Origin of the sequence: Pedobacter sp. W3I1 (genome assembly GCF_030816015.1) — a bacterium.
Lineage (GTDB): Bacteria > Bacteroidota > Bacteroidia > Sphingobacteriales > Sphingobacteriaceae > Pedobacter.
Window position 1 is genome coordinate 106027 of the sequence record NZ_JAUSXN010000001.1, and the last position, 26658, is coordinate 132684.

General features: G+C 41.0%; 17 protein-coding genes and 2 tRNA genes. 7 read left to right on the plus strand and 12 right to left on the minus strand.

The annotated features are described in order from the left end of the window. Positions 1–232: 232 nt before the first annotated feature. Entirely contained in the window at positions 233–1171 is a 939-nt protein-coding gene (locus tag QF042_RS00495; protein ID WP_307524257.1) for a type VI secretion system baseplate subunit TssG, read from the minus strand. Between the two features lie 117 nt (positions 1172–1288). On the opposite strand from QF042_RS00495, the gene QF042_RS00500 reads away from it, so the two are divergent. Both QF042_RS00500 and QF042_RS00505 read left to right on the plus strand, forming a co-directional pair. Then, positions 1289–2182, plus strand: a complete 894-nt coding sequence (locus tag QF042_RS00500; protein WP_307524259.1) for a TssN family type VI secretion system protein — start codon at positions 1289–1291, stop codon at positions 2180–2182. A gap of 20 nt (positions 2183–2202) precedes the next feature. Continuing rightward, entirely contained in the window at positions 2203–3345 is a 1143-nt protein-coding gene (locus QF042_RS00505; protein ID WP_307524261.1) for a hypothetical protein, read from the plus strand. 122 nt (positions 3346–3467) lie between these two features. Here the strand turns inward: QF042_RS00505 and QF042_RS00510 are convergent, their stop codons facing one another. Both QF042_RS00510 and QF042_RS00515 read right to left on the minus strand, forming a co-directional pair. Next, complete coding sequence (locus QF042_RS00510) at positions 3468–4859, minus strand: IS4 family transposase (RefSeq protein WP_307524263.1); 1392 nt, start codon at positions 4857–4859, stop codon at positions 3468–3470. Between the two features lie 296 nt (positions 4860–5155). Continuing rightward, positions 5156–5572, minus strand: a complete 417-nt coding sequence (locus QF042_RS00515) for a hypothetical protein (protein ID WP_307524265.1) — start codon at positions 5570–5572, stop codon at positions 5156–5158. 504 nt (positions 5573–6076) lie between these two features. Here QF042_RS00515 and QF042_RS00520 point away from each other — a divergent pair. Then, complete coding sequence (locus QF042_RS00520) at positions 6077–6838, plus strand: glycoside hydrolase family 11 protein (RefSeq protein WP_307524267.1); 762 nt, start codon at positions 6077–6079, stop codon at positions 6836–6838. 126 nt (positions 6839–6964) lie between these two features. Then, positions 6965–7486 (plus strand): hypothetical protein, encoded by a 522-nt coding sequence (locus QF042_RS00525; RefSeq protein WP_307524269.1) that lies wholly within the window; start codon positions 6965–6967, stop codon positions 7484–7486. Positions 7487–7514: 28 nt separating this feature from the next. Here QF042_RS00525 and QF042_RS00530 read toward each other — a convergent pair whose 3' ends face one another. The 6 genes from QF042_RS00530 to QF042_RS00555 all read right to left on the minus strand — a co-directional run bounded on the left by QF042_RS00530 (position 7515) and on the right by QF042_RS00555 (position 18169). Continuing rightward, positions 7515–7868, minus strand: coding sequence for a hypothetical protein (locus QF042_RS00530; RefSeq protein WP_307524271.1), 354 nt, complete (start codon positions 7866–7868; stop codon positions 7515–7517). 314 nt (positions 7869–8182) lie between these two features. Then, complete coding sequence (locus QF042_RS00535) at positions 8183–12649, minus strand: DUF6443 domain-containing protein (protein ID WP_307524273.1); 4467 nt, start codon at positions 12647–12649, stop codon at positions 8183–8185. A 6-nt stretch (positions 12650–12655) separates the two neighbouring features. After that, positions 12656–16129: a hypothetical protein gene (locus QF042_RS00540; RefSeq protein WP_307524275.1), complete on the minus strand. Its 3474-nt coding sequence runs from the start codon at positions 16127–16129 to the stop codon at positions 12656–12658. A gap of 719 nt (positions 16130–16848) precedes the next feature. Continuing rightward, positions 16849–17463 (minus strand): transposase, encoded by a 615-nt coding sequence (locus QF042_RS00545; RefSeq protein ID WP_307533229.1) that lies wholly within the window; start codon positions 17461–17463, stop codon positions 16849–16851. A gap of 105 nt (positions 17464–17568) precedes the next feature. Then, a complete protein-coding gene (locus QF042_RS00550) occupies positions 17569–17931 on the minus strand; it encodes a transposase (RefSeq protein ID WP_307524277.1) in 363 nt (120 codons plus the stop codon). 164 nt (positions 17932–18095) lie between these two features. Continuing rightward, positions 18096–18169 (minus strand) — tRNA-Asp (locus QF042_RS00555). 288 nt (positions 18170–18457) lie between these two features. On the opposite strand from QF042_RS00555, the gene QF042_RS00560 reads away from it, so the two are divergent. Then, on the plus strand, positions 18458–19909 hold the full coding sequence (locus tag QF042_RS00560) for an IS1182 family transposase (RefSeq protein WP_307524279.1): 1452 nt from the start codon (positions 18458–18460) through the stop codon (positions 19907–19909). A 220-nt stretch (positions 19910–20129) separates the two neighbouring features. Here the strand turns inward: QF042_RS00560 and QF042_RS00565 are convergent. The 3 genes from QF042_RS00565 to QF042_RS00575 all read right to left on the minus strand — a co-directional run bounded on the left by QF042_RS00565 (position 20130) and on the right by QF042_RS00575 (position 22934). Continuing rightward, positions 20130–20203 (minus strand) — tRNA-Asp (locus QF042_RS00565). Between the two features lie 103 nt (positions 20204–20306). Continuing rightward, complete coding sequence (gene prfA / locus QF042_RS00570; protein WP_307524281.1) at positions 20307–21380, minus strand: peptide chain release factor 1; 1074 nt, start codon at positions 21378–21380, stop codon at positions 20307–20309. 804 nt (positions 21381–22184) lie between these two features. Continuing rightward, the gene (locus QF042_RS00575) at positions 22185–22934 is read right to left on the minus strand and encodes a UDP-2,3-diacylglucosamine diphosphatase (RefSeq protein WP_307524283.1); all 750 of its coding nucleotides are present in this window, start codon (positions 22932–22934) and stop codon (positions 22185–22187) included. Between the two features lie 222 nt (positions 22935–23156). Here QF042_RS00575 and QF042_RS00580 point away from each other — a divergent pair, with 222 nt between their 5' ends. Both QF042_RS00580 and QF042_RS00585 read left to right on the plus strand, forming a co-directional pair. Next, positions 23157–25283, plus strand: coding sequence for a prolyl oligopeptidase family protein (locus QF042_RS00580; RefSeq protein ID WP_307524285.1), 2127 nt, complete (start codon positions 23157–23159; stop codon positions 25281–25283). A gap of 356 nt (positions 25284–25639) precedes the next feature. Next, positions 25640–26650 carry an NAD(P)/FAD-dependent oxidoreductase gene (locus QF042_RS00585; protein WP_307524288.1) on the plus strand — a complete coding sequence of 337 codons (1011 nt, stop codon included), beginning with the start codon at positions 25640–25642 and terminating at the stop codon, positions 26648–26650. Positions 26651–26658 lie beyond the last annotated feature (8 nt).

Below are 26658 nucleotides of genomic sequence, written 5' to 3' on the forward strand. Positions count from 1 at the left end.
ATAGCCAGTTTTCATTATTGATGAATGAAAGGTTTGAGTTTCCTGCAGTAGTCTAAGTGAGATAAACCCGATTGTCGGGAAGAGCTTCCGATCCTTCATCGGAACTCGAACCAAAAGCGGGACTGAAAATGCCAAGAACCACAAACCGCTCGTTTTCAAATAACCCGGATGCAATTATTTTTATGATTTATAAGTAAGCCGAAAGAGATTGCTTCATTGTTCCTTCTCGCAATTAAATATATACCGTATACCCTAAATAAGCGCTTTCTCCATCTGCACTCAATACGGTTTCCTGAAAATCGGTTGCGGTAAGCAAATCAACATTTATTTCCGCATCAAGCGGCATGAGGTAACTCAGCGCCATATCCAAAATGACCCTGTTCCTTTGGCCTGGAATAAAGCCAATCAATTCTTGAGGTGTAGTGGGACCAATATTAACATTATAGGCCTCGTGCTCCGGCATAAAACTATCGCCAATAATGGTATCAATCCCCAGGGCGCTGGCGCCAAGTTGCATCTGCAGTTCATCTGCAATTTTTAACGGGCTAATGTTAGCAGTGGTATCAATAAGGTTTATCGGTAAATTAAACAAGGCGGTAAGCACTTTAGATACAAAAGCGATATCATTTCTTTTTTGTTGGATTTCGGGCAGTAAATGCATCCAGATGATGCTCTGTTCTTTATTCAATAAGTTAAATTCATCCCAGCCGAATTCGAAGATCTGGCTTAAATCCGAATAAGTAGTTTTTTTATCGAGCCTGTTTTCATAAAGCTCGGTCATAATCCTTACATGATTAATTTCGGCATCAAAGGGAGTGAAAAACAATCTGGCCTGCTTTTCTTCTTCTCTCCTATCTCTGATATCCTTAATCATAGATTCTTCATCCATCCCTGCACTGCCTGTTGGTGGCCTGTGAAAAAGCCCTTCGGGCAGCATATCGTATAAACTCTCTCTATTGGTATTGATGCGGATACGATCGTGCCTTCTTTTTTCCGTATAGTAGATCGTTGTATTTTCAATATCCTTTGCAAAAGCACGCTTATCCGGACCAATAGGGATAACCTCAATGCGATCGGCATCTATCACCTTACGCTCTATTAAGTCAGCAGCATGAGCCACCGCTTTATAATCTGTAAAGAGTTCGTTATTAATCAAAGTTCCTTTTTTCATTTAAACTTTAAGCTTGCTTATTTGTTATAGGTTAAATTTATATTATCGAAAAAAATTAGGATTATAATCAAATACTAAAGATACTATATTTGTAGTACATCACATCTATAAAAATTAATGGACGTTCAATCATTTTTTATTCGCTTTCTCTTATTCCCGTTGATCTTCGTAGTCTCAACGGCAGTACTTTCCATCATCAATAAAAAGAACCAGTTTCTTAATAACAAAAGACTTATCGTAAGTGTTCTGCTCATCGGTATTATTTTAGCTGCTCCAGGTTTCTTAGGTTTTCTGAACTTTAATTTTATGCCCTGGGGTTATATTATTTGCTGCATTTTTTACCTTTTAATGGGTGCCATATTCGTGTATCTGTTAACGAAATACTACCCTAAAGATGTGCTGGAGCGCAAGGTTTTTATCTTTTTCGCCACTTTAATTTCGGCTATTTTAGCGGTTTATTTATTCCAACTGGCCTTTAACTGGTTAAGCTCGGTAAATTTCGGCTGGTTTGGTGCAGGCAGCATCACTTGCTTTTTTGTTCCGCTTATTTTTTGGTGGGCTTATGTTTCACTGCTTGGTATTCCTTCAGAAATCTACAAAATCTGGAAATATCCCGATACCCCTTTAGACATCAACATGGACCATGTCGATTTTAACAGGCTACTGGTACTGGAACTAGAACTGTATAAAAAAAGTACCGATCCCGAGCCGCTTAAAGTAAAAGTAAAGGCAGTAGAAAACATGAATTTCGGCATTTGGTTTCATAAGTTTATTGACGATTATAACCTGAAGTTTGCCAAAAGCCCGGTGGAGTTTAAAGGCGACGACCAGGAGAATTACAAATGGATTTTCTTTATTAAAACCTCCTTTTTTAAACGCAATATTTTTATTGATCCAGACCTGGATATTATAGAAAATGGCATTACGGAGAAAATGACGATTTATGCTAAACGCGTTTCAGAAAATGTAAATAAGCCTAATGAAGTTGGAGAAAGTGCTATCTTTATCTAACCTATATAAAAACATTTACCATGATAAAGCCGCTAAAATATAAATCCATTAACTGGATTAATGGCATGAAGCTCTCTAGTGATCATTTTACAGTAAGCGACCTCTATTTAGAGGATTTTGTACGGGATGCGGTATCGCTACAACTGAACAATAGTAATTACGGATTCCTGCCGCCATTTACAGGTTATAAAAGTTCGCATGATATTGAGATCATCGAAAAAGCCACTAATCACATCGAAGTTAGGGTAAGGTACTGTAATGCCGTAACGCCAGAGGGCTGCCACATTGATATTGTACAGTCAGATCAAATGATGGATACGCTGGTTCACAACCATTATTTTGGCCAGTCAGAACCCCGAAACTATGTTATTTTATTGGTGGTGAGCCCATTTAACCGCATTCCAACAGGCACACCAAATCCTGAAGAAAGCCCTATCCGTTATCCGGAGCTGGCAAAAAGCTATTCTATTGCCGTTTTACCCGAAAGCGAAGTAAGCACGCAAACAGCCGACAGTTATTTCCTCACCATTGGCCAGGTTTATTACGAAAACGGCAGGTTAACGATCAACAACAATTATATACCGCCAAGCGCAACCATAACCAGTCATCCAGCACTGATTAGATATTATGAATCTTTTAGTGTTTTACTAAATGATTTACAGTTGGCGGCTTTTAAAATTATTGATAAAACGGGAGGGCGCGATAATATCACCCCATTAGGTAAAAACATCCGTTTAATCTCGGAGAAAATTGTAGATTACATTGCAGGTTTATTTTACGAGTACAGAAACATTGCACACCGCGAATCGCCAGCCGTTTTAGTTGGTTATTTCTCCAGTCTGGCGCACATCTTTTTTACGGCCATTAAGCTGATTGATCCCCGCGAAAGGGAAGAGCTGCTTAAGTATTTTTACGAGTGGAAAGATGTAACCCCCGGAAACTTTGAAGAACTTTTAGCCAAAACCATCGAACTGGTTTATGATCATAAACAAATTAATAATAGTATGCTAATGGCCAACGAGTTTATGAGCGTATTGGTAGCGCTTTGGAATAAATTGAGCGGATTAGAATATATTGGGCAACGCAAAGAAAATATTGTAGTTGCCGAACAGCAAGTGGTACAGCAGGTACAGGCCAGAAAGACCTGGACATTGCTGGATTAAAATTATTCTCGGAATAAATTAATGAAGAGGTTGTATCATAAATATAGATTGTCATCCTGAGCCTGTCGAAGGGCCTATTTAAATACTTTTTAAGGTGTTTTGACTACTTGTCCCGATCCTTCCTATCGTGTGGACACATCTTTATATGTGTCCCATCCTTCTTTTGCTGCTCTAAAATACCTTAGTCCTATCCACAGTGTTGTTATTCCTGGTGTTCGCTTACTTTCATAACCTTTCCAGCCTCCCAATCTTGCCAGTACCCATACGTATCTTTTCAAATCTCTTGGCTTGTATGGGTTCTTCTGCTTTTCGGTTTTACCTTCAAGCCTGACAATCTGTTGTTCCATGAATTCCTGTTCCTCACTGTTAAAACAGGTGTCAGCACCAATTGCCAGTTCTGGCTGGGCATATGCCAGACGCATCAGAAACAGCTTTATCACTACCTCCATGATCATAAGGCTTTGTTTTCTAACTGATGAGGCATATTCCAGTTCACTGGCCTCAATATTGTACCCTTCTTTTTTGAGTATCTTGAACACTTCCTCTACTGTCCACCTCCAGCTGTACCACTCTATGCACATTTTGGCAATGGACGGCTCGGTTACTACTATGGTAGTCAAGAGTCTCCAACATATCTTATCTGTACCGCTATAGCCTACTTCTTTTGCTTCTATTAAATAAAGCTTGGTACTGGAATATACTCCTTTGCTGGTAGCATCAGTTTTGCATATTTCTACTTCCTTGTACCGGATCTCTATCTTCGCCTTTCTTTTTGGCCTTTTCCCTTTGGCATCCACCAATATTTCATAATCACCCTGTGACTGCTGATCTGAGAGGCAGTTAAACAGTTTACTCTTATCTTTTAGGGTTCTATTGGTCCTGGCCCTTATCAAAAGGTCTGTCTTTGCATCAGGTACAACTGCAAACTGCTCGTATATATCCCCTTCACGGTCCTGTATGATAACCATCCCCTCAACGGTGGGAGACAGTACTTTTTTGGTGTTATTGGATACCTCAATCCATTTATAGGATTCTTTCTCAGTAATGGGCAATTTGCTGTATTCACGCTCAAATTTTGAACGGAACTCCAGCGGCCTGTTCCATACCTTGATATCGGCATAGCCATATGGGGTACCGTCATGGGCATCAAGTACAAGGCTTGGATGGAGCATAAAGCCAAGTCCATGGTCACCCTTTGCATTTGTAGTACCGATAAAAGTATCCTTCTTTATCCTGTTACGATGGCTACCAAGGTTTATTTCGGTAGTATCCTGGATACAGACAACATACTTCCCATCGCTGGCCGCCCGGCAATTGGACGATAAATTAGCGATAATAGCCCCCTCACTTACCCGATCATTGGCAAGAAACCGATAGAAGCCCTTCGCCTCAGCCTCATCTTTGCTTAACTGACGTATGCTCTGGACACTGTTCCTGAAAAGTATATCCAGATTCTTATTACCCCTACTAACTAACCTTGAATCAGATAAACTCGTAAAACCTCTTGTTTGCATCCAACAAAGAAACAAATTATTCAGAAATGTGTCCACACGATAGGATCCTTCGGGAGGCTCAACATGACAGCATCTGGACTGAAATTGCCTTTATGATACAACCTCTTTTTTTAGCTCTTATAAATTTAAAAATTAACAGAACTTGCCATCATAATAGCCAGGTGCAGCAATTCCTAAAATTTAATATTGATGGCGGTATACTATACAAATAAGGAGCACAGTACAGAGATCACAAAACAAAAAAGACATCAGCTTCTATAAACCAAGTCCGGCAAAATCTATAAGTAATCTTTATTTTAGTCGAAAGCAATCTGCTCCGGTCCTGACATTTTATTGATGTGACACGCACACTTGCCTCCACTTACTTTAACCACCGCAGATTTAGTCTGGCCAGTTTCTACTGATGTACCGGTAATTTTTAAATCATCGCCCTGTTCTGACAAACTTTGAATATTGCCATCATCAACTACAACGAACGCCCCCTGTATGGTATTAATCGAAATACTCGAACTGGCCTGTAGTTTTTCTCCGGTTCGTTGGTTTATTACTTTAAAGTCTTTTACTTCGGTAGCTTCCCCTTTATTGTTCACAAATCTTATCATTACTGATACAAATTGCTCGGTACACATTTTCTCTCCACAATCGGAGGTTTTATTTTTTTCGCACGAAAGCAGGGTAATACCCATCAGTACCAGCAGTGTTATTTTTTTCATCGTTTTTCGGTGTTTAGTAGAAAACGACAAAGCCTGCTAAAACGCTACAAAGCATTGAGTTTGTAGGTTGTGAGATCAAAAAGTCGAAACAAAGCCTGTGCGCAATAAAGCTGAGAATCAATAAAATTGGCTCTGCTTAATGATTTCATATTAGACCAATATATTAAAGGCGGTTATCATAACTAAGGTACTGCGATATCAGACATATAATAGTTCATTGGTATGCCTTTTTCGAAAGGCTACAAAGCTATTATAACCCATCTGTCACGAACTACCATTCTACAATCCAGTTTTTCACGGGTATAAGAAAATTTACAGCCATTAATTTATTGCTGACCACCCCTAAGGATATCTGCTTTACATTGATGGCAAGGAGATACAACCACAGCATTATAAAACAAAATAGACAACACCGTATGAACATTTGTATAACAAATTTGCTGATTATTAGTCACATCCCAGATCTAAATGCATTTATTTTGCTTCCCTAACCCAATATATTATATGAAAAAACAAAACTCACTAACAAGTGTAACCAGGAAGGTTACTTTTGTTTTGGCTGCAACCTTGGTGTTTGCAGGCGCTGCATGTTTAACAGGCTGTAAAAAAAACGAAAAAATGGCGCCCGAGACAGTTACTGCTCTGCCCCCTTCTACCAAAGCCACAGTAGAATCCTACCAATCGGGTACACATAACGGCTTCTTTTGGTCACTATGGAAGAGTGACGGCGCAACTGGTACAGTTAATTACGCCAATGGTACCGGCGGAAATTATAGCATTAACTGGAACGGGTTTAACGGTAATTTTACTTGCGGTAAAGGTTATTCAGTAGGGTCAAAAACCTATAAAATAGGATATAACCTGAGCACTTATTCAAACTCCGGAGGTGGTACTTTTGGCTGGTACGGATGGAGCAGAAGCCCTTATTATGAATATTACGTGAATGAAACCTGGGGTGCGGTTTCACCTCATACTGGCACTTACCTGGGGACATTTGAAACCGATGGAGCAGGTTATAATGTATGGACCCGGTGGATGACAGGTAAAAATATCGACGGTGGTGATGGCTTCAGGCAGATTTATAGCTCCAGGGTTACAAAAACTTCTACCGGACAAAATCACGTCATTACTTTTGCCAACCACTACAACAAATGGCAAAGTTACGGCTATACGCTTGGTCAGCTAAATATTCCTGCAATTATGGTTTCGGAAACATGGGGCTCTAATACGAATGGCAATATTAACTGTACCATCTGGGCACAATAAACATTTGTTAAACTGGTCAAAACCACATTACTGCCTGGCAATAGGCCTGGCAGTATGTACTGCAGGTACTTTCTGATCAATACCTGGATTAAAAATGCTTTTAATATTATTTAACAATCAGTTATCATGAGATCTATACTTTATTTCCTTGCTTTTTTCATTTTGATCCTTCCCGCCTGCGATTCGCCACATCCTAAAAATAGAGATGGAAATAAAAAATCACTGATCGGAAAATGGCATCGGTTTTCTAAGGCAAATGGATATAGTGAATTTGATATTGATTCTCAATATGTAGTTTTCTATAATCAGAAAGTTGGCCGCTTCAGGCTTCCTTATAAAATAGAAAATGATTCCTTAAAATACCTTACCAAAGATTATGTAGCTAAGATTACATACTCCGGCGACTCAGTTCTTTTGGAAGGCAATGATAATACTCAAGCCATTTTGCACAGGTTTAAAGAACCGAATGTTCCTTTTGAAACAATTCCTGAACAAAAAGATTCTATATCATTTGCATCATACATTGCAGATTTCGATAAAAGATTAATCAGCGAGTTTGAGAAAGCCGGAATAAAGCTTTCTGATGGTATGCAAAAACGTGAGGGACCTGCATACGAAGAACTGTTAAAAAAATCAGTAAATAGGTAAAAGATGTTTAACGGTCTTGGATAATTTACTATTCGGCGGTATAGCCGGATTTTCTAATTGGTAAGTTCCAGATGTAAATTTGGTGTGTTGTACTTTCAGGACCACCTTTCCCATTTACACGAGGAACATTATTACTTTCTCCTTTTGAAAATGGGTTTAAGGACCAAGACGTTTTTGATTTACTGTCAACTACAACGAAAATTAACTGGTCGCCAACTGGATAAAAACTAACATGAGCTTTCCCAAGCATTTGAGCCGTCATATTTTTACCAACTTTAAAGGCTCCTACAACCCCAAACTCCCCTTCAAAGAAGAATTTTTTATCTTTTGGTTGCTGTTCATCAATATTAGCCTTTGCCTTTTTAATCAGGAAACTCTTCACCACCGTAAAAATACATCTATAGTTTAAAATACTGCCCGACTACTGATTGATATAGCCAAATAAATGCTATGATAGTAACTGGCGATGCTAACACCAAAAATATTATCGAAGAAATGATATCTATTTTTTCTTTTTTAATCTTAACAAAATAGGCTATAATCATCGTTATTGTTAAAACTGAAGATATTAAAATCGCGTTAATAAAGTATCCGTAGTTTTCATCGTACCCACTAATGTGAGCATAATAAAGATCTGACCAAATCACTATCAAAGCAATAAGCAATACAATTCTATAAATGTAATTAACTATCATATTAACTTCCGCCTAATACTTTTTCAATATATTTCTTAACGTCTTTATTCACCTTTTCATCTATGTTACCATGCTCAAGATCTGACCCTTTTTTGTAATGGTTTCGCACTTTGGTTTTTTTTGAATCAGAAGATTTATTCGGTCCTCCATTAGAACCAGGTGAGTTAGTTGTTCCACTGTCTGCACTCTTATTCTTTTTGCTGCTACCGCTCGATGTTTGCGATGCACTAGATCTGCCTGAGTCATTCGATTGATAGAAATTCTGATTTTCTTTAACATTGTCCGGGATAATAGTGTTAACTGATGAGTTTTGAAGTGGTCCATCAGATGCATCAACGGTAACAAGTAAATCAACGGTGATCCCCTCCTCTTTTAATGCCTCAGACAATTCAACAGCAAAATCGCCACCATAACTATATCCATATAAAATTACTTTTTCGCCTTTCGAGTAATTCTCTTTTATAAAACCTAATGCATTTTTAACAGAGCTACCAGATGTCCAGCCCGGGGTAATTACCCTCGATTGTAATTCTATGCGGTGATCATCAGCAAATTTCTGTGCATCTCTAATAACTTTACCTGTTGTTCCCGCATCACCTGTTTTGGCATCAACTGTTTTTCCGCCACCCGTAGGTCCGCCCGTAAATGCAATAATAATATCACGTCCATCAGTGTCAATATAGCTCAAAGGATTATTTATAGCATAACTATATGGCGAAAATTGGTGAAATTTTTCAGCTTTCGCATCAATTCCATTCCACCTTCCAATAATAGGATCATAGAACCTTGCACCGTAATCATACTGCCCCAGCTCCTCCTGAATCTCCTTGCCGTTATAAAGATACTTATTATCCACTGATCCCTGCATAGAAGTGTTCCTCTTCCCAAACGCATAGTAATCATCTTTCTGTAAGGGCGAGATAAGCCCGTTTACCACATCAAAGGTATAGCGTACGTTACCCAAATGGTCGCTTAGGTTATAATGATAGGTATAAGTGCCACCATTGTTCTGTGCCACGCCTTCCTCGGTATGGATAATATCTATTGATCCATCCGGTTTATATTCTATACCACCAATATAGTTCCTTACCGAGCCGTTGCTGGTCTTGGCCAGCTTGTTTCCCGAAGCGTCATAAGTATATGATAGGTTGACAGGTGTGCCTGTGGTACGGATTGCCGTTGCCGGGAGATTAAGGTAATTATATGTTAACCTGAAACCGTTCAGTCCGTCCTTTGTAGAATTGCCATTCGCATCGTACTCATAGTCCTGTGTGGTTAAGCCACTTACATTCTGCAACCTGTTGCTGTTGCCTGAACTGTAATAGTTATATGCTTTGGGCCCGGCACCATCACGGTCAAGGCTCGCGATATTGCCCATCACATCATAGGTCAACGCTTCGCTCATCGATACACCTGCGACTGTGGAAGCCGATCCCAGCCTGTTCAGTTTGTCATAGCTATAGTTAAATATATTTGCTGTTGGATTTGCTGCATTGCTCCAGTCCCAGTACTGTCTGGTGATGTTGCCATTATAGCCCTGCGAAACTCCATCTTCATAATCAAGCTTCATACTGAACTGATCGGACGTACTGTTTTTCAACCAGCCACGCTCATTATAGCCAAAGGTGGTAGCCTGGACATCGTTATGCAGGTTCTTCTTGGCCAGTTGCCCGATCTCGTTGTATTCCAGATGGCTCAGTGCCACCTCTCCTTGACTGTTGATATTCTCAAAAGTAGCAATCTTACGGCCCATGTGGTCGTATTCGTAACGGTTGTCAATGGCTGTTTCCACTCCGTTTGCAGTATGGGTACGTGTACTGGCGGTAAGTTCGCCAATAAAACTGTAGGTATTATCTACCACATCGGCACCGTTCATTTGATGGCTACTTTTACTCTGTACCACACGTCCTTCAAGATCGTAATAGTTTACCGTAAGCAACATTGTTCCGTTACCAAGGTTTTTCACTTTAGAGCCTGTAAGCAAACTTCTAGTACGTTCTTTTGGTGCCTGGTTACCTGTTGGTGCTCCAAAGCTGTTCCCTGGAAAATCGTAGTCATCGTAATAGTTCAGTACATAGTAATCTCCAATACTACCCTGCGGTATGACATCGTTGCTATAACCTGTCTGGGTATTTGAAGCATCACGCCTTTCATAGGCAGCAGTTCCGTTTGCCAGCCCCTGGAAATAAGACAGGTAATTGGTGTTCGCCTCACCGTTATGAACATTATCAATGTACCGACCGCTTATCACTATCCTGCCGAAAGAGTCATATTTGCTAAAATTCCATTCCTGAGGACTTTTACTTCGCTGGTTCGCATCCTGGCTCATAACCATTTGATCCAGCTTATTATAAACAATAAGCTCCCAGCCTTTGCCCGGTATCTTTTTCTCAATCATTCTTTTACGCCCATCATAATGGTAGCCGTAAATAAATTCATCGAACACTGGTTGGCTTTCATCAAAACTGTTTATCGGACTCTGCCCGTTTTCATTAACCGCCGGCGGTAGCACATAGCGCAGGTTGCCCAGGTCGTCATAAACATAGTAGGTGGACAGGCTTTTACCAGCAGTCTCCCAGATCCGTTTCAGCACCACGCGTCCCTCAAAATCCTTGAACTCCTCTGTGGTACCTGCTTTTAAATCGGTCAGTTTCCAGTTCTCGTCCCTGCTAACGGTTTTGTACAGTTTTCCCGGTCCGTAAACCGTCGCCCCTGCGCCATTATCGGTATCATTGACCGCCCAGAGCTTCACCTCGTTTTCAAGGTTCGTGCCATATTCTGCCTTTACGGTATGTCCACCGCCAATCTGCCAGGCTTCGCCCGGGGCACCCTGCTGTTGTAAACGGTTCAGGGGGGATGACTCGAACACTGTTTCGGCAAACGGGTACGCCGTAGCTTTTATCCCAGCTGTCGGGGTATTATAAAAAGCCACCTGGTCGCCGGTTGCCGTGTTACGGAAACTTCCTGTGGTGCCGGTCTGCGAAGCGTATGGCTGGTATTTATATTTTTCGCGGCCAAAGGCATCATAGGCTACCGGCTTTACAATATCCTTAAAGCCCGGGCTTCCCTGTACCTGTACGGCTTGCAAAGGCCGTCCAAGGCCGTCAAAATATTGGATCGTTTCGTTCACCTCACAGGTTGTCAGGCCTGTGAGATTATCCGGATTGATCCCCGCGGTTTTAAATATTCTGGTGCTAATATAGTTCTGGTCGGTACTGGCCGTAGCCGAAAAGGGAACACATTGTCTGAATGATTGAGCGGGGACAGAGGTCAATATAACGAAAGCGGAAATCGCAGGGATCACAGACTGGTTATATCCGCCAGCAAACACATAATTGACCGGGTCAGCTATTGCACGCAGGATATCCTGAAGTGTACCTGTATGTGTGCCGTTATAATAACCGTTGCCCTGCGCCTGGGTGAAAGATCTGACAACGGGTATTTCATCAGGACCCGGGACCGCAGGAGAAACAGAAGTCTGTGCTGTATTCGCACTGCCTGCCCAGGCCCCCCGGGTATTCAGCGCAGAGATAAACCTTGGCCCGGACTCTGGCCCCTGGTAAATAATCAGCTGGTCCCCATTTGTGGACAGGCCAAATTTTTCCGTCTGATAAAAACTGGTATTTGATGGACTGTACCTGATGGCCTGGCCCGCTCTGACCCCTCCGGTAGGAACGATGTAGGTCAGGGTTCCCTCAGATGGATAAAAGCTCCCACCGTTCCAGCCTTTATCTGTAATTTTGATGGCTGTACCGGCACTGATGTTTCTGAGCGCCAAAAAAACAATGTCTTCGGTTATTTTATCATTGTAGGCAATAACGGAAAAATCACCCGGGCCAAGGTGCGAAACATTTCCCTTTATAAAGCTTAGGTTCACATGTGATATACTGCCGTACCAGTTATTGAAATCCCCCAGGTCATCAAGAAAATCACCATGGGAAACATCGATATACTGTGCGTAGCGGTAACAGGCCCTGTTGACCAGGCATACCGCAGTCTGTCCGTTTGTCAGTCCCTGGGGCAGTGCGCTGCTGCTGCTGTCGTCCCTTGAGATCCAATTTCTGGCGTTATAGTTTAGGGCATATATGCAGGTCCCAGATGCGTATGCACCCGTGAAGATAATAATCTGGTCGCCGCTGGCAGCAAGATCAAAAACCCCTATCATACTGAATTCTGCAGTGCCGGCCGTGCCATCATTCAAACTGATGGTCAGGATCTGACCGGCGGTCATCGACATCGGGCTACGGGTGGACAGATAACCTTCTCCTGCCCTGAACCTTCCGTCAGGCATCATTCCCGAATCGGTAATCCCAAACGATTCGTTACTGAACGAACGCGTCGCCATGACCGTAATCTGGTCGTCCCCGGCACTGTTGAACCCAAGTATCACAATGTCCCCCGGCTGTAAAGAGGCATGCACAATTGAAAAATGTGCCATAAATGCAAACAATAATAATATTTTTTTCACGGAGCGTTAATTTTTATAGTGATAAGTATTGTTCTTAATCACATTCCCGTTCTGGTCTTTTACATATTGCAGCCGCTGAGAGGAATCGTACTCGTAATAGCTGGTCATGCCCTTGGTATCAATGGAACTGGTCATACCCACCATAGGATCATATGTGTAGGTCGTTATCTGGGCATCCGAAGGCAAGATTCTTACATCATCTATTACACCGTTCAATGTTTGTCCGGTGTAAGCCTGCTCCCCGGAATAAACCCATTGACTTCCGCTTAAATACCACCAGCTGATGGAATAATTGCGTCCGTGGTAGCCTGGCGATAGTTTATCTGAAGTTGTATAACTTCCGCTGAAACTGTAGCGTCCAGTATGTGCCCCGCTTGCCGCTCCCGAAACGTTCTCAAAATTTTCGCTGAAAAACTCATCGCTAGCCGCATTCTTGCATTCTGCAATCAGATACTTTTGATTGTAGGCCCAGTGAAATCCTTGGGGCGAAGCTCCTGGCACAGTAACCTGTGTAAGATTGCCCAAATTGTCATATGTATCATACGACAGTCGCAGCTTGTATTGTGAATCCGGATTGAATGTGGAACTAGCACTCGTGTGTGGAATTTGTCCTATTGAACGGTTTGAGAATTTAAAATTGGAAAGGGCAACTGGACCGCTATTCTCAAGGTAAGACGTTTTATCGACCAGAGCCTTTCCTCCTGCTTTGTATTCAAATAGCTTTCCTTCTGTTATCCTTGTTCCGTTTTCATCGCTTTGATAGCTGACCTGCTCGATTGGATAGGAAAGTTCGTTACTAGTTACCATATTATCAATAAAGCCTGTACCTGGAGTGAAATCCTGCGGATAAGAAGAGAATGAAGTTTTAACTTTACCGTTACTTTGGGTTTCAACAACCCTGGTCAGTTGAATATGGGTAGGGTTATCATAAAAATAATTTGTTGTAGTCTGCACATAACTATCTTGATTTGCGGAGTCATAAACAAACTCGTCACTCTGTTTCAGAAAACTCCACGCTGAAACTTTTTTAAATAAAGAAAAATCAAATTGGGCAGGCACAAAAGTTACTATGCTACCGCCAGAGCCTACTACAGGCGTTGTACTATTTATTTCTGGTGAAGCAAGAACAAGTTTCATACCTACAAGGTTTGTTTCATTCGGTTGCGTCGAGGACCGGAATCCCCAAAAACTTGACGGGTCATGGTAAATCTGATATTGATTTACTGTCTTATGAACCTTTGAAAATGAGCCGGTAGGTTTTTTGATAAAATCCGTTTTTTCCAGTAACCGCCCCCGCAAAAAATCATAGCTTGTATAGGGTGTATAAGGAACTGAGGCATTGGTGGCAACATCCTGAAGGACTGAAAATTTATTCAAAATTTTGCCATTCTCGCCGTTTTCACCGCTTAGCTCAGTAACATACTCATAACAGATCGATGATCCCGAAAATGAGTTGGTGGGGGTAACGCTCGTATTTACCCTATTTACGTATTTGCAGTTGAACACTGTTGGATTTTGCAACTGTACCACAACACTGGGAGTATATATATAGTAATCCTGCGGAGGCGCTTTTGAAACAATCCCGCTGGAGTAATCAGTTTGAGGATCCTTATAACCATAAGCTTTAACCATTATATCGCTATTGTCGCCCTTTGCAGATGTTCTAATTTTTTTAATCCTTACACCACCAGTGTATGCGCTTGTAGCATAAGGAAATATCTCGTCAGTGATGACATCCCATGTAAGAACAGCACTATAGCTCCCCTCGCAACACTCCGGGCATTCGATAAGGAAACTTAACGTATAATCACTGCCGGCAAGTTTTCCAATATCACCTAAGTCAGCATAGTAGAAGGGGTAGACAACCGGCCCCGTTTCATTGATAAAAAAGGAAGCGCGTTTTATAGGGTTATCTGCTCTGGTGAGAAAAACGGTAGCTCCTCCGCCACCCTGAGGTGGACATTGTGAATTAAGAGTGAGTTTCAGATTTACTGCATGCTCCGGTATAGTAAAAACAGGTGGACTATCCGTGTTCACACTATTATTGCCCCCAATTCCATGTGCGATGATCTTTTTTCCGGTCGGAACATTTGGTGGTATGGTGTATTCATTCTGTTCGTATTCAAATTCGGAGGTTCCCCCTGTAGGGTATTTCACTTTCACTAAACTGCAGTATTGCGTAAAGTTAGGGTCAGCGTCCCTATTTGCGCCATCTATTATTTGTAGATCTGGAGCTATAACTTTAGGCAGCAAAGTATTGTTACCCGTACGTCCGTTAAAATATCCCCAATAATCCTGTGCAAAGGAATTTCGTGGCGGCAGAAAAGTGTCACTAGTACCAAAATAATAAAACTGGTAAGCAGGCTTTCCTACTTCTGTTATTGCGTCAAGTTTTAGCCTGTATGCTTCCGGAGAAGTGCCCGATGGGTCATTGGGACCAAAAAAAGAGTGACTTAACAAAATCCGCTTTAACAAAACTCCATTGGCCGACACATCTATTTCTGTTAAGATCCAGGCACCCGGAAGGTCTTTCCTCATACTGGACTGGTCATAGATAAAATCTACAGTTGTACCATCGCTCGTGGAAATTTTCTTCAGATACACATCATCACTGATCTCTACAGTACTTTCCTTATCTATAGGGAGAAGATAATTGACCCCTGGTAGTGGGCAACCGTATTGATTATTCAATACGTGAGAATCAGATTGTACTCGGGCCTGTTTGTATGAATATGCAGCACTATAATATTCGAGATTGATCCACTTTCCATCAGGAGAAGTTATCCTCGTTAATTTATTCGTTTGATTATTACTGAAATCCATGTTGGGATTATAGACATCCGGTGGTATGACCACGTGTGAAATCTCATAGCTCCCAAAATAATATTTTACACCCGACTCATCCGTGAAGCCGCCGGTTTCAACACGAAGCAGCTCAAATGGCGCAGTAAAGGTTTGTCCAAATCCTGCTCCCGTAGAGATAAGACTTCCCGAATGCCCTGCAAAGTTATAAAAAACATCATCCGGCTCTATATCTACCTCACCTGCTGCAATATGCTTTGCATAATCATAATCAGGGCTTCCGGGTGAAGGATTAAAAGATGGACTAAGGGCTGTAAAATTAGGATACTGGTCGTACGAGAAATCAGGGAAACCGTTAACTTTCTTTGAAATAATTCCTCCGGCATTAAGGCTAAAGCCTAAACCTATACTGCTTGCAATTTCGTCGACCCTTATGCCACCGGCATGGTAATCAATTGATACAGGGAGTCTAGCTTTTCCTGCTGTTAACTCAATTATCGGGATCGAAATACTCGGCACTCCAGTATATAAAGAAACAGGGGTTTCCAGAAATTTCCCCAACGAGGCAACATCGGGCGAGGGTGGTGTCATTTTTTTAAGTATTGAATTGGCATCCTGCGCGGAGACCTTACCAGCTATAAAAACTGCCAATACCGATAAGAGTAAAAAATTTTTCATAATAATGAGACGTTAGAGGACAAGCGGACAATAAATCCACGGATTGATTAGACGGGTCAGACTGCTCTTAATACGATTTACCCTGTAAGAGAAATAGGAGTTTGCATTGAAATGTTCAATAGGGTTGATTGTGCCGAATTAAAAATTGGCAGAGAGCTTTTCTTCTTCATGGGTTTGATATAGATTTCAATTGATCTAAATTCGAATATGATCAGTGATATAACGGATGGCAATGCAAATATAATAAAATACTGTAATATCTATAGACTAAATAGATTTTTTAACAAAAAAATTAATTTTGATGAGTTAAGTATTCTATAGGTGTATTTCGGTGAAAGTGCCCCCTCTGTTTCGGGCCAAACTGGCCACCAACTTGATTACCGGATGATGCACATCTAAGTTCCTTTCCCTCTGAACAAATATACACTTCGGATCCAAATCCATTTTCCGCCGCACTTTTCGGTTTAATCCATCCTACTGCCAGATTTATCTTCAATTCAAACCTTCCTAAAGATCAAAATTCATCCGCAGGCATTGGTGGGCTTAAAAAAACGCCATAATCCCTCCAAAATAGAGAATCGACCATAGTACATCACAAATTGTAATATGCTCCCAGGAGCCTTTATTTTATGCAGAAATTGAAAAATTATTCCCGAAAGCCAGTCGCTAAAAAAGCTGATCGAAAGATTAGATCGGCCAGTTTGCCCCGTAACAGGTGGTCACTTTAAAGCGAAATGGGGTGACAGTTTAAATACGGAACGGACGGCCATTTTTGCCGAAATGCCCACTAGATCAGGGTACAGACCAAATAATAACTCAGCCCGGTATGATTGTGAAGGAGTCCAGTTCACCTCCCGCTTAAACAGTAGATATCTGCTTCTTGCCAGCAGTTCTTTTACGGTGTCGCCATTTTCCAGCAATTCCGGTATCCAGCGTCTTTTCGTAGTCTTGGCCAGCTCCATTTCTTTGTTTTCCTGCTCGATGGCCTCCCATCTATGCATTATCCTTATTTCCTGAACGCCTTCGCTAGCCAGTTGTTGTACGTGGAACTGATCGGAAACCAGTTCGGCATTAGGGAAGCACCGTTTAACTATCCGGGACATTGTTGGAGCAAGATCAAGGGTAACCTCTTTTACTTTTCTGCGCAAGCCTATTCTAATCTGAGAGAGGATTTTGATAACCGATTCGCTTTCGGTTCCTTTAACGATGGCGACAAGGGCACCTTTTTTACCTTTCGCAGCCTTATTGGTCAGAACCGTATATAACTCTCCCTGAGAGAGGCTGGTTTCATCTATGGAAAGCTTTTCACCCAGATTCTCAGGAAAAGAAGCCAGTCCTCAGCATGTTCCAATTGATCCCAATCCGTAAATCCACTCAGATGGCTAGCATACTGCTCCTCAAGACGTTTACCATCAACTTCAAAGAAACGACTTAAAGTCTTACAGCTTATTGGGCTTGAATCCAAATAGTTTTTCAAAAAAAAATGCAAACTCAGTAGTCATCTTCGTACCATCGGCAACCAGATTCCAGTCCCTGAAAACAATCTTTTTGGTATGGAGGTTTTGCCACTTGCGTCGCTTTACCTTCAAAAAACAAGGCTTTCCACGTAAAGGAAAGTCTCGAACGGTGATTTCATCGAAAAAACCTTTAGAAATTAACTTTTCACCTGAATACTCCTCAGGATGAATATTTTTTTCTAAAAGATAAATGTAGTAAGAGCCTTCAGTAAGTTCGAATTTATCAAGTTCAAAGTATTCGGTTAAGCCTTCAGGCAGTATAAAAGATAATATTGAGCTGTCCAAAATAATAATGTTGAACAAAATTAAATAAACTTTTCAACTCCCCAACTTTTTTGCTTGATCCCCTTTTTCCTGCGAAAAAATGAATATTTTGGTGTTTTCAGAAAACGAAAAAGCCTGTAAACATTTTATTTACAGGCTTTTAGTTAAATTTAAAACTATTTTCGCGGAATGGACGGGACTCGAACCCGCGACCTCCTGCGTGACAGGCAGGCATTCTAACCAGCTGAACTACCACTCCTTTTGTTCGCTTTAAAGTTCGAACCTCTTTTCCCCTTTCGGGATTGCAAATATAGACACTATATTCAGTTTATTACCATATTAATCGACTTTTTAATCAATAAATACGTAACACACTGACCCTCATTCTAAATATTTTAATCAAAACAGTTATTACACAAAAAAGCCTCAACTTTTTCAGAGGGCACTGAAAAAGTCCCTTTTTGAAAAGGGATAAAAGGAGTATAAAACTAGTTTTTCTACTCCTTTTTTTTTGTATTTTAAAGGTATATTTATTACTGCTTTTAAGATGCTTCTTCAACAACAAAAAATCCAGTTTAGTGAATTTTCCAAGCTTTATGAGCTGATTATTCCTAAGGAGAATTTACTTCGCAAGATTAGTGAGCTTATAGATTTTAGCTTTATCTATGATGAGCTAATGGGCAAGTATTGCCCGGACAACGGGCGTAAGGCTGAGAGTCCGGTACGCATGTTTAAATATTTGTTGCTGAAGACGATCTATACCGTTTCGGATGTCGATGTCGTAGAGCGTTCCCGCTACGATATGTCCTTTAAATATTTTCTGGAGATGTCCCCTGAAGAGGACGTGATAAATCCAAGCTCTCTGACCAAGTTCCGAAAGCTTCGTCTTAAGGACATGGATCTTTTAAACCTGCTGATTGGAAAAACCGTCTCTTTAGCCCTGGAAAAAGGTATTATTAAATCCAAGTCTATCATTGTCGATGCTACACATTCACTTTCAAGATCTAACCCATACTCACCTCTTGAGGTACTCAGGCAACGTTCAAAGTTGCTGCGAAGAGCAGTGTATTCAATGGATGAAGATTTCAAAACCCGGATGCCCGAGAAAAATGAATCAAATGATATCCTAAAGGAAATAGAATACTGCCGTAAACTACAAAAACTTATCGAGTCTGATGAAGCACTAAGTGAAATCCCTGCAGTAAAGGAGAAACTGAACCTATTGAAGGAAACAGTTGAAGATACCCAGGAGAATTATGCAATATCCAAAGATATAGATGCCAGGATTGGCCACAAAACAGCGGACAGCAGTTTTTTTGGTTACAAAACTCATTTGGCAATGACAGAGGAGCGCATTATAACAGCTGCTGTTGTTACCTCAGCAGAAAAGGGAGATGGTCCTGAACTGCCAAAACTGTTGAGTGAGACCCAGGCCAATGGAATGGAGGTAGATACAATCATAGGTGATGCAGCCTATTCCGGGAAGAATAACCTCAAGCTCAGCGATGTGAACGGCAATAAGGTAAGGATAGTTGCCAAGATGAACCCTGCTATTACCCATGGTACCAGAAAAGAGGAAGAAAAGTTCGATTATAATAAAGACGCTGATATGTTCGTATGCCCTGCAGGGCACCTGGCTATGTACAAACGGGTGCAGGGCAAAAAGGTAGATAAGAGCAATCAGTCAATGACCTATTATTTCGATATAGAAAAATGCAAAGTATGCCATCTAAGAGATGGCTGCTACAAACCAGAAGCCAAAAGCAGGACATACTCGGTCGCAATAAAACCAGATGAGCATAAAGAGCAGGAAATATTCCAACAAAGCGAGTACTTCAGGGAAAAATCACGACACAGATATAAAATTGAGGCGAAAAATAGTGAATTGAAAAATGTTCATGGATATGACAGGGCGAACTCCTATGGCCTGGAAAGCATGAAAATGCAAGGTGCACTTGCGATATTCGTGGTTAATCTTAAAAGAATCCTCAAATTCTAAAAAAAGGATAATAATCCAAAGAATCTTCTGGTAAAAACTAACAATGTGCTCCCGTTCTAAATATCGAACGTAAAGTTCGTTATCAAATAAAAAAATGAAATGCCTCAAAAAAGAAAGCGGATGAACAACTCTTAAGAGCTATTCATCCGCTTTTCTGTTTGCAGACCATTTTATGTCTACTTTTTCAGTGCCCTCCTTTTTCAAGTTAAGGCTTTTATTGCGGAATGGACGGGACTCGAACCCGCGACCTCCTGCGTGACAGGCAGGCATTCTAACCAGCTGAACTACCACTCCTTTTGTTCTTCTTTAAAGTTCGAACCTCTTGTCTCTTTCGAGGTTGCAAATATAGAGACTATATCTTAATATGCAAACTTTTTTTTCAAAAATATTTAACTCCTTAACCTACAGCACCTTCCTGCATCTTCTCTGCATTTTCAGCAAACTGAAGTGCATCAATAATCTCCTGAATATCGCCATCCATAATGGCTGGAAGGTTATACATCGTTAATCCGATACGGTGTTCGGTAACACGCCCCTGAGGGTAGTTATAGGTTCTGATTTTTGCCGAGCGATCGCCGGTTGATACCATTGTTTTACGTTTAGCGGCAATATCACCATTCTTTTTCTGCAATTCGATATCGTAAAGCTTACTACGCAACATCTCCATCGCAATAACCCGGTTACCCAGCTGCGAACGTTCCTGCTGACAAACCACTACAATACCTGATGGCTTGTGCGTTAACTGCACCTTGGTTTCTACCTTATTTACGTTCTGTCCACCGGCACCACCTGAGCGCGAAGTTTGCAGCTCTATATCGGCTGGATTAATGTACAGATCAATTTCTTCAGCTTCCGGCAAAACGGCTACAGATGCAGCAGAAGTATGCACACGGCCCTGGGTTTCGGTATCTGGCACACGCTGTACGCGATGTACGCCACTTTCGTACTTCAGCTGACCATAAACATCATCTCCATTCACTTTCAGAATTACCTCTTTATAACCGCCGGCAGTACCTTCGGTTACATCAACAGTTTCCACTTTCCAGCCTTTGGTTTCGAAATAACGGGTATACATGCGGTATAAATCGCCGGCAAACAAGGCCGCCTCATCGCCACCAGTACCACCGCGGATCTCAAAAACCGCATTCTTGGCATCTTCCGGATCTTTAGGAATTAACATCAAACGGATATTGCTTTCCATTTCATCCTGCTGTTTTAACAAAAGATCGAGTTCTTCTTTTGCCATCTCACGCATTTCAGCATCTTTCTCAGTAGCTAAAATTTCTTTGTTGGCATCAATATTACTCATCACATTTTTGTAGATTTTATATTCATCTACAATCTTGCCTAAGTCTTTATATTCTTTATTTAAAGCCGCAAAACGTTTCATATCCTGAATTACATCCGGATTGCTTAACGATTCCTCTACATCTTCCCAACGCTGCTTTATAGCTTCTAATTTATCTAACATATTTATTCTTGTTGAAATTTCCTGACCAGTAGCACCAGGCTAAAAATTAGGAAATGCAAAAATAAGGAAAAAAGCTGAATTTGTTTGGAAAGGAAGAATGGTTAATTGGTTAACTGCTTGAATTGGTTAATCGTTTGGACATAATGCCTAAGTAAAATAAAAAACCAACATGTTGTATGTTAGTCGGAAATGCAAAAAGTTGATTTAAAGGTTTTGAAAATGAACAGTTCTGTGGCTGTGGCAGCCGGTAGCCCCGCTATCACTTCAAGTCCTCACTCATTCTTCGCTCTGGGCTTTTCGTTTTATCGGGTTTATATACCAAAGACAGTGCATTGGCACCATGCAGCCCCAAATAGCAGCAGAAACTCAGGTTATTAAACGGGATTGTAGTGGCAGCTCCCGATTCTTCATCGGGACTATAACGAAAAGCCCGACGAACATTAAAAAAAGCTAAGGACACTGCTTTCCGGATAAGAAAGTTCTTCATCTACCGTGCAAGTATGAAAGGAATTTACCGCATTATTAAAAAGGGTTTTGGAAATGAACGGTTCTGTGTACATGGCAGCCGATAGTCCCGCTATCAATCAAGTCCTCACTCGTGCCTCGCTCCGGGCTTTCTGTTCTATCTGGTTTATAAACTGAGGGCGGTGCACCTAGGCACTATGCAAACCCAAATAACAGCACAAACCTGCGTACCTAAACGGGATTGCAGTGGCAGCTCCCGATTCTTCATCGGGACTATAACGAAAAGCCCGACCAGCATTAAAAAAAGTTACAGGCGCTGCTTTCCAAAAAACAAAAATATTAAGGTTTTGGGTTATAGTATTCCAGTTTCAAATCCACCCCATCAAAAACCCCATAAGAATTATAGTTGAGCCATTCGCCAATATTAACATATCGGCTTCCATTACCCAAATCAATATCGAGCGGTAAGTGCCTATGTCCGAAAATAAAATAATCGAAATGTGTTTTCTGCAGCTGTTCCCTGGCATAAATGGCCAGCCATTCTTTATCCGCTCCTAAAAACACCTCTTTTTCGGTTTGTGCTGCCCTACTACCCTGGCTCCATCCATTTGCAATACCAATGCCCAGGTTTGGATGCAAGCGCGCAAATAACCATTGGCAAAACTTGCTTCTGAAAATCTTTCTTAAGAATTTATATTTATTGTCGCCTGGTCCTAATCCATCGCCGTGGTGCAGATAGAATTTCTTGCCGCCCCTTTCAATAATCAGTTCATTGCTGATGATTTCCATGCCCATTTCCTGAGTGAAATAATCGCGCACCCACATATCATGGTTACCTTTAAAAAAATAGATTTTTATCCCGGCATCGGCCATGGCAGCCAATTTACCCTGTAAACGTATAAAGCCCTTCGGAATCACTTTAGCATACTCGAACCAGAAATCGAAAATATCGCCCATCAAAAACAATTCGCTACAATTTGGTTCTATAAAATTCAACCAGTTTACAATACGCGCTTCACGGGCACGGCTTTCGGCATAAGTGGGTGTGCCTAAATGAAAATCGGAAGCGAAGTAAATATTTTTTGCCATGGATTTTCAAAGGTAACTCAAAAAGCTTAAAGACTAAAGAAGAAAGACCAAAGCGCCCTAATCTGTGAAATCCTAAAATCTGTATAATCAACCCGAAGGTAAAAGCTGAAAGACTAAAGAAGAAAGACCAAAGCCTAAAACACTTAATCTGTGAAATCCTAAAATCTGTGTAATCAACCCGAAGGTAAAAAGACATATATTAGTAAACAAATCTTATTAAAGATGAAAAAACAAATTCTATTGAGCTTATTTGCATTAAGTCTGTTTGCCTGTAACCAGGGCAAAAAACCTGCAGAAAAAATAACATTGATGAAATACCCTGAAACGAAAAAAGACAGCACAAAAGATAATTATTTCGGAACAACTATTGCTGATCCTTACAGATGGTTAGAGAATGATACCTCGGCAGAAACAAAAGCCTGGGTGATTGCCGAAAATAAGGTCACGCAAAACTATCTCGGGCAAATTCCCTACCGCGCTGATATTAAAAAGCGCTTAACAGAACTATGGAATTATCCTAAAGAAAGTGCCCCTTTTAAGGTTGGCGAATATTATTTCTTCACTAAAAACGATGGCCTTCAGAACCAAAGTATCTGGTTTATTAAAAAAGGACTAGCAGGTAAGGAAGAGGTTTTTCTAGATCCAAATAAACTCACAAAAGATGGAACAGCGGCCGTTTCGCTGCTTGGTTTTTCGAACGACAAAAAATACCTGGCCTATTCGGTTGCGCAAGCAGGATCAGACTGGAGCAATATTTATGTAATGGAAATAGCCAGCAAAACCAAATTAGCCGATGAACTGAAATGGACCAAATTCTCTGGCGCAGCCTGGAAAGGCGATGGTTTTTACTACAGTAAATTTGACGAACCTGCTAAAGGAACCGATCTTTCTGCAGCCAATAAATATCAAAAGGTGTATTTCCACAAATTGGGCGATCAGCAGCAAAATGATCGGTTAATTTTTGAAGACAAAACGAATCCAAATTTATATTTCGGTGCCAATGTTACCGAAGATGAACGCTTCCTGGTGGTTTACGCCAGTGCCGGTACTTCTGGCAACGCACTTTATTATCAAGATTTAAAAGCGCCCGATAGCAAAATTGCCTTATTGGTTAAAGGCTTTGAACACAACCACAGCGTTATTGATAATGTTGGCGATAAACTATTGCTAAACACCGACCTCGGTGCCGAAAACAAGCAGGTGGTTTTGGTTGATCCAAAAAATGCCGATCCTAAAAACTGGCAGAAGATTATCCCTGAATCGAAATTGGCGCTAGAAGGCATCGGAACTGGTGGAGGATTTCTTTGGGCTTCTTACTTAAAAGATGCAAGCACCAATATTATTCAATTTGATTTAACCGGAAAGAAAATTGGCGAGGTAAAACTGCCGGCAATTGGAACCGTTGGAGGCTTTGGTGGCTACAAAGAAGATAAAGAATTTTTTTACACCTTTTCTAATTTCACCACTCCAGGTACTATTTACCGTTACGACATCAATAAAAGCGAATCGATATTGTACAAAAAATCAGACCTCCAATTTAATACCGATAACTACGAAACCAAACAAGTGTTTTATCCATCAAAAGATGGCACAAAAGTACCTATGTTTATCGTACACAAAAAAGGTATCAAACTGGAGGGCAACAACCCGGTTTATCTTTATGCGTATGGCGGCTTCCAGATCAGTTTAACGCCAGGGTTCAGCCTCTCGCGGATGCTATTTTTAGAACGTGGCGGCATTTACGTTCAACCAAGTTTACGTGGCGGAAGCGAATATGGGGAGGCCTGGCACAAAGGCGGTATGTTAGCTAAAAAACAGAACGTTTTCGACGATTTTATTGCCGCAGCCGAGTACCTGGTTAAAGAAAAATATACTAACCCATCTAAAATCGCCATTTCCGGCGGTTCAAACGGTGGTTTGCTGGTAGGCGCTTGTATGACCCAAAGACCCGATCTGTTTAAAGTAGCTTTACCAGCCGTTGGTGTTTTAGATATGCTTCGTTACCATAAATTTACTGTGGGCTGGGGCTGGGCAGTGGAATACGGAAGCAGCGATAAAAAAGAGGATTTCGATTACCTGATTAAATATTCGCCGCTCCATAACCTAAAAAGCGGTGTTAATTATCCGGCAACATTAATAACAACAGCAGATCATGATGACCGCGTTGTACCTGCACATTCATTTAAATTTGCAGCAACCTTACAGGAGAAATACAAAGGCGAAAACCCGGTTTTAATCAGGATTGAAACCAAAGCTGGTCATGGTGCAGGCAAACCCACCACAAAAGTGATTGAAGAAGCAGCCGATGTATGGAGCTTTGTGTTTCAAAATTTAGGGATGAGCTGGTAGCGCATTTTTTGTCATTCTGAGCTCCATAGAAGGCCGTCATCTCGACTGGAGCGTAGCGAAATGGAGAGATCTATAATAGATTTCTCGACTACGTTGCACTCCGCTCGAAATGACGATATCTCGTAGTAATCATCACGAAAAATTATGCTCCTAATATAACACCAGCCCATTTCCCACTAAATCCATAGACCAATTATAATTTGCTTTAAGTCACTAAAAACCCTTAACTTTTGTTTTTAAGCAACACAAAGCATATAAAATATTGAATACAACAGGATTACAAAATTATCTAGAATATTTCTAAATAGCAGGATTGATAATACTTTATTTTGTAACTTTGCGTCAAATTTTTTTTAATGATCACTACTGATATAGCCGTAATAGGCGCTGGTCCGGTTGGCTTATTTGCCATTTTTGAAGCCGGTTTATTAAAAATGCGTTGCCATTTAATTGACTACCTGCCTCAGGTTGGTGGTCAGCTGTCTGAAATTTACCCTAAAAAACCGATATACGATATCCCTGGTTATCCTTCTGTATTGGCTCAGGAACTTATCGATAACTTAATGGAGCAGGCAAAACCTTTCCATCCAACGTTTACTTTAGGCGAGCGTATTGAAGGTTTAGAGAAGCGCGGAGAGGCAGATTTCGTTTTAACGACCAATATGGGTACCGTTATCGAAGCTAAAGTTGTGGTAATTGCCGGGGGTTTAGGTTGTTTTGAGCCGCGTAAACCAGCTGTAGAAAACTTAGAAAACTTTGAGAATGGTAAAGGCGTAAACTATATGATCCTTGATCCGGAGAAGTACCGCGATCAGAAAATGGTGATTGCCGGTGGTGGCGACTCTGCTTTAGACTGGACCATTTACTTAGCAGAAGTTTGTTCTGAATTAACTTTGGTGCACAGAAGCGAGAGTTTCCGTGGTGCTCCAGATTCGGTTGCTAAAGTAATGGCGTTGGCTGAAAGCGGAAAAATCAATTTGATTTTAAACAGCAATCTACAGGCGGTGCAAGGAACTGATAAACTGGAGCAAGTTGAAATTATTCAGAACCGTACTATGGAAAAAACTGTAGTAGAGGCTGATCACTTAATTCCTTTGTTTGGTTTGAGCCCTAAACTAGGTCCGATCGAAGATTGGAACTTAAATATCCACAAAAGTGCAATCGAGGTTAATGTTGATGATTATTCGACAAATATCCCTGGAATTTATGCTATTGGCGATATCAATACTTACACGAATAAACTAAAATTGATTCTTTGTGGTTTCCACGAGGCTGCATTAATGAGCCACAGCGCTTATTCTTACATGAACCCAGGTGTGAAATATACGATGAAATATACAACTGTAAACGGAGTTTCAGAATTTTAAGCTTTCTC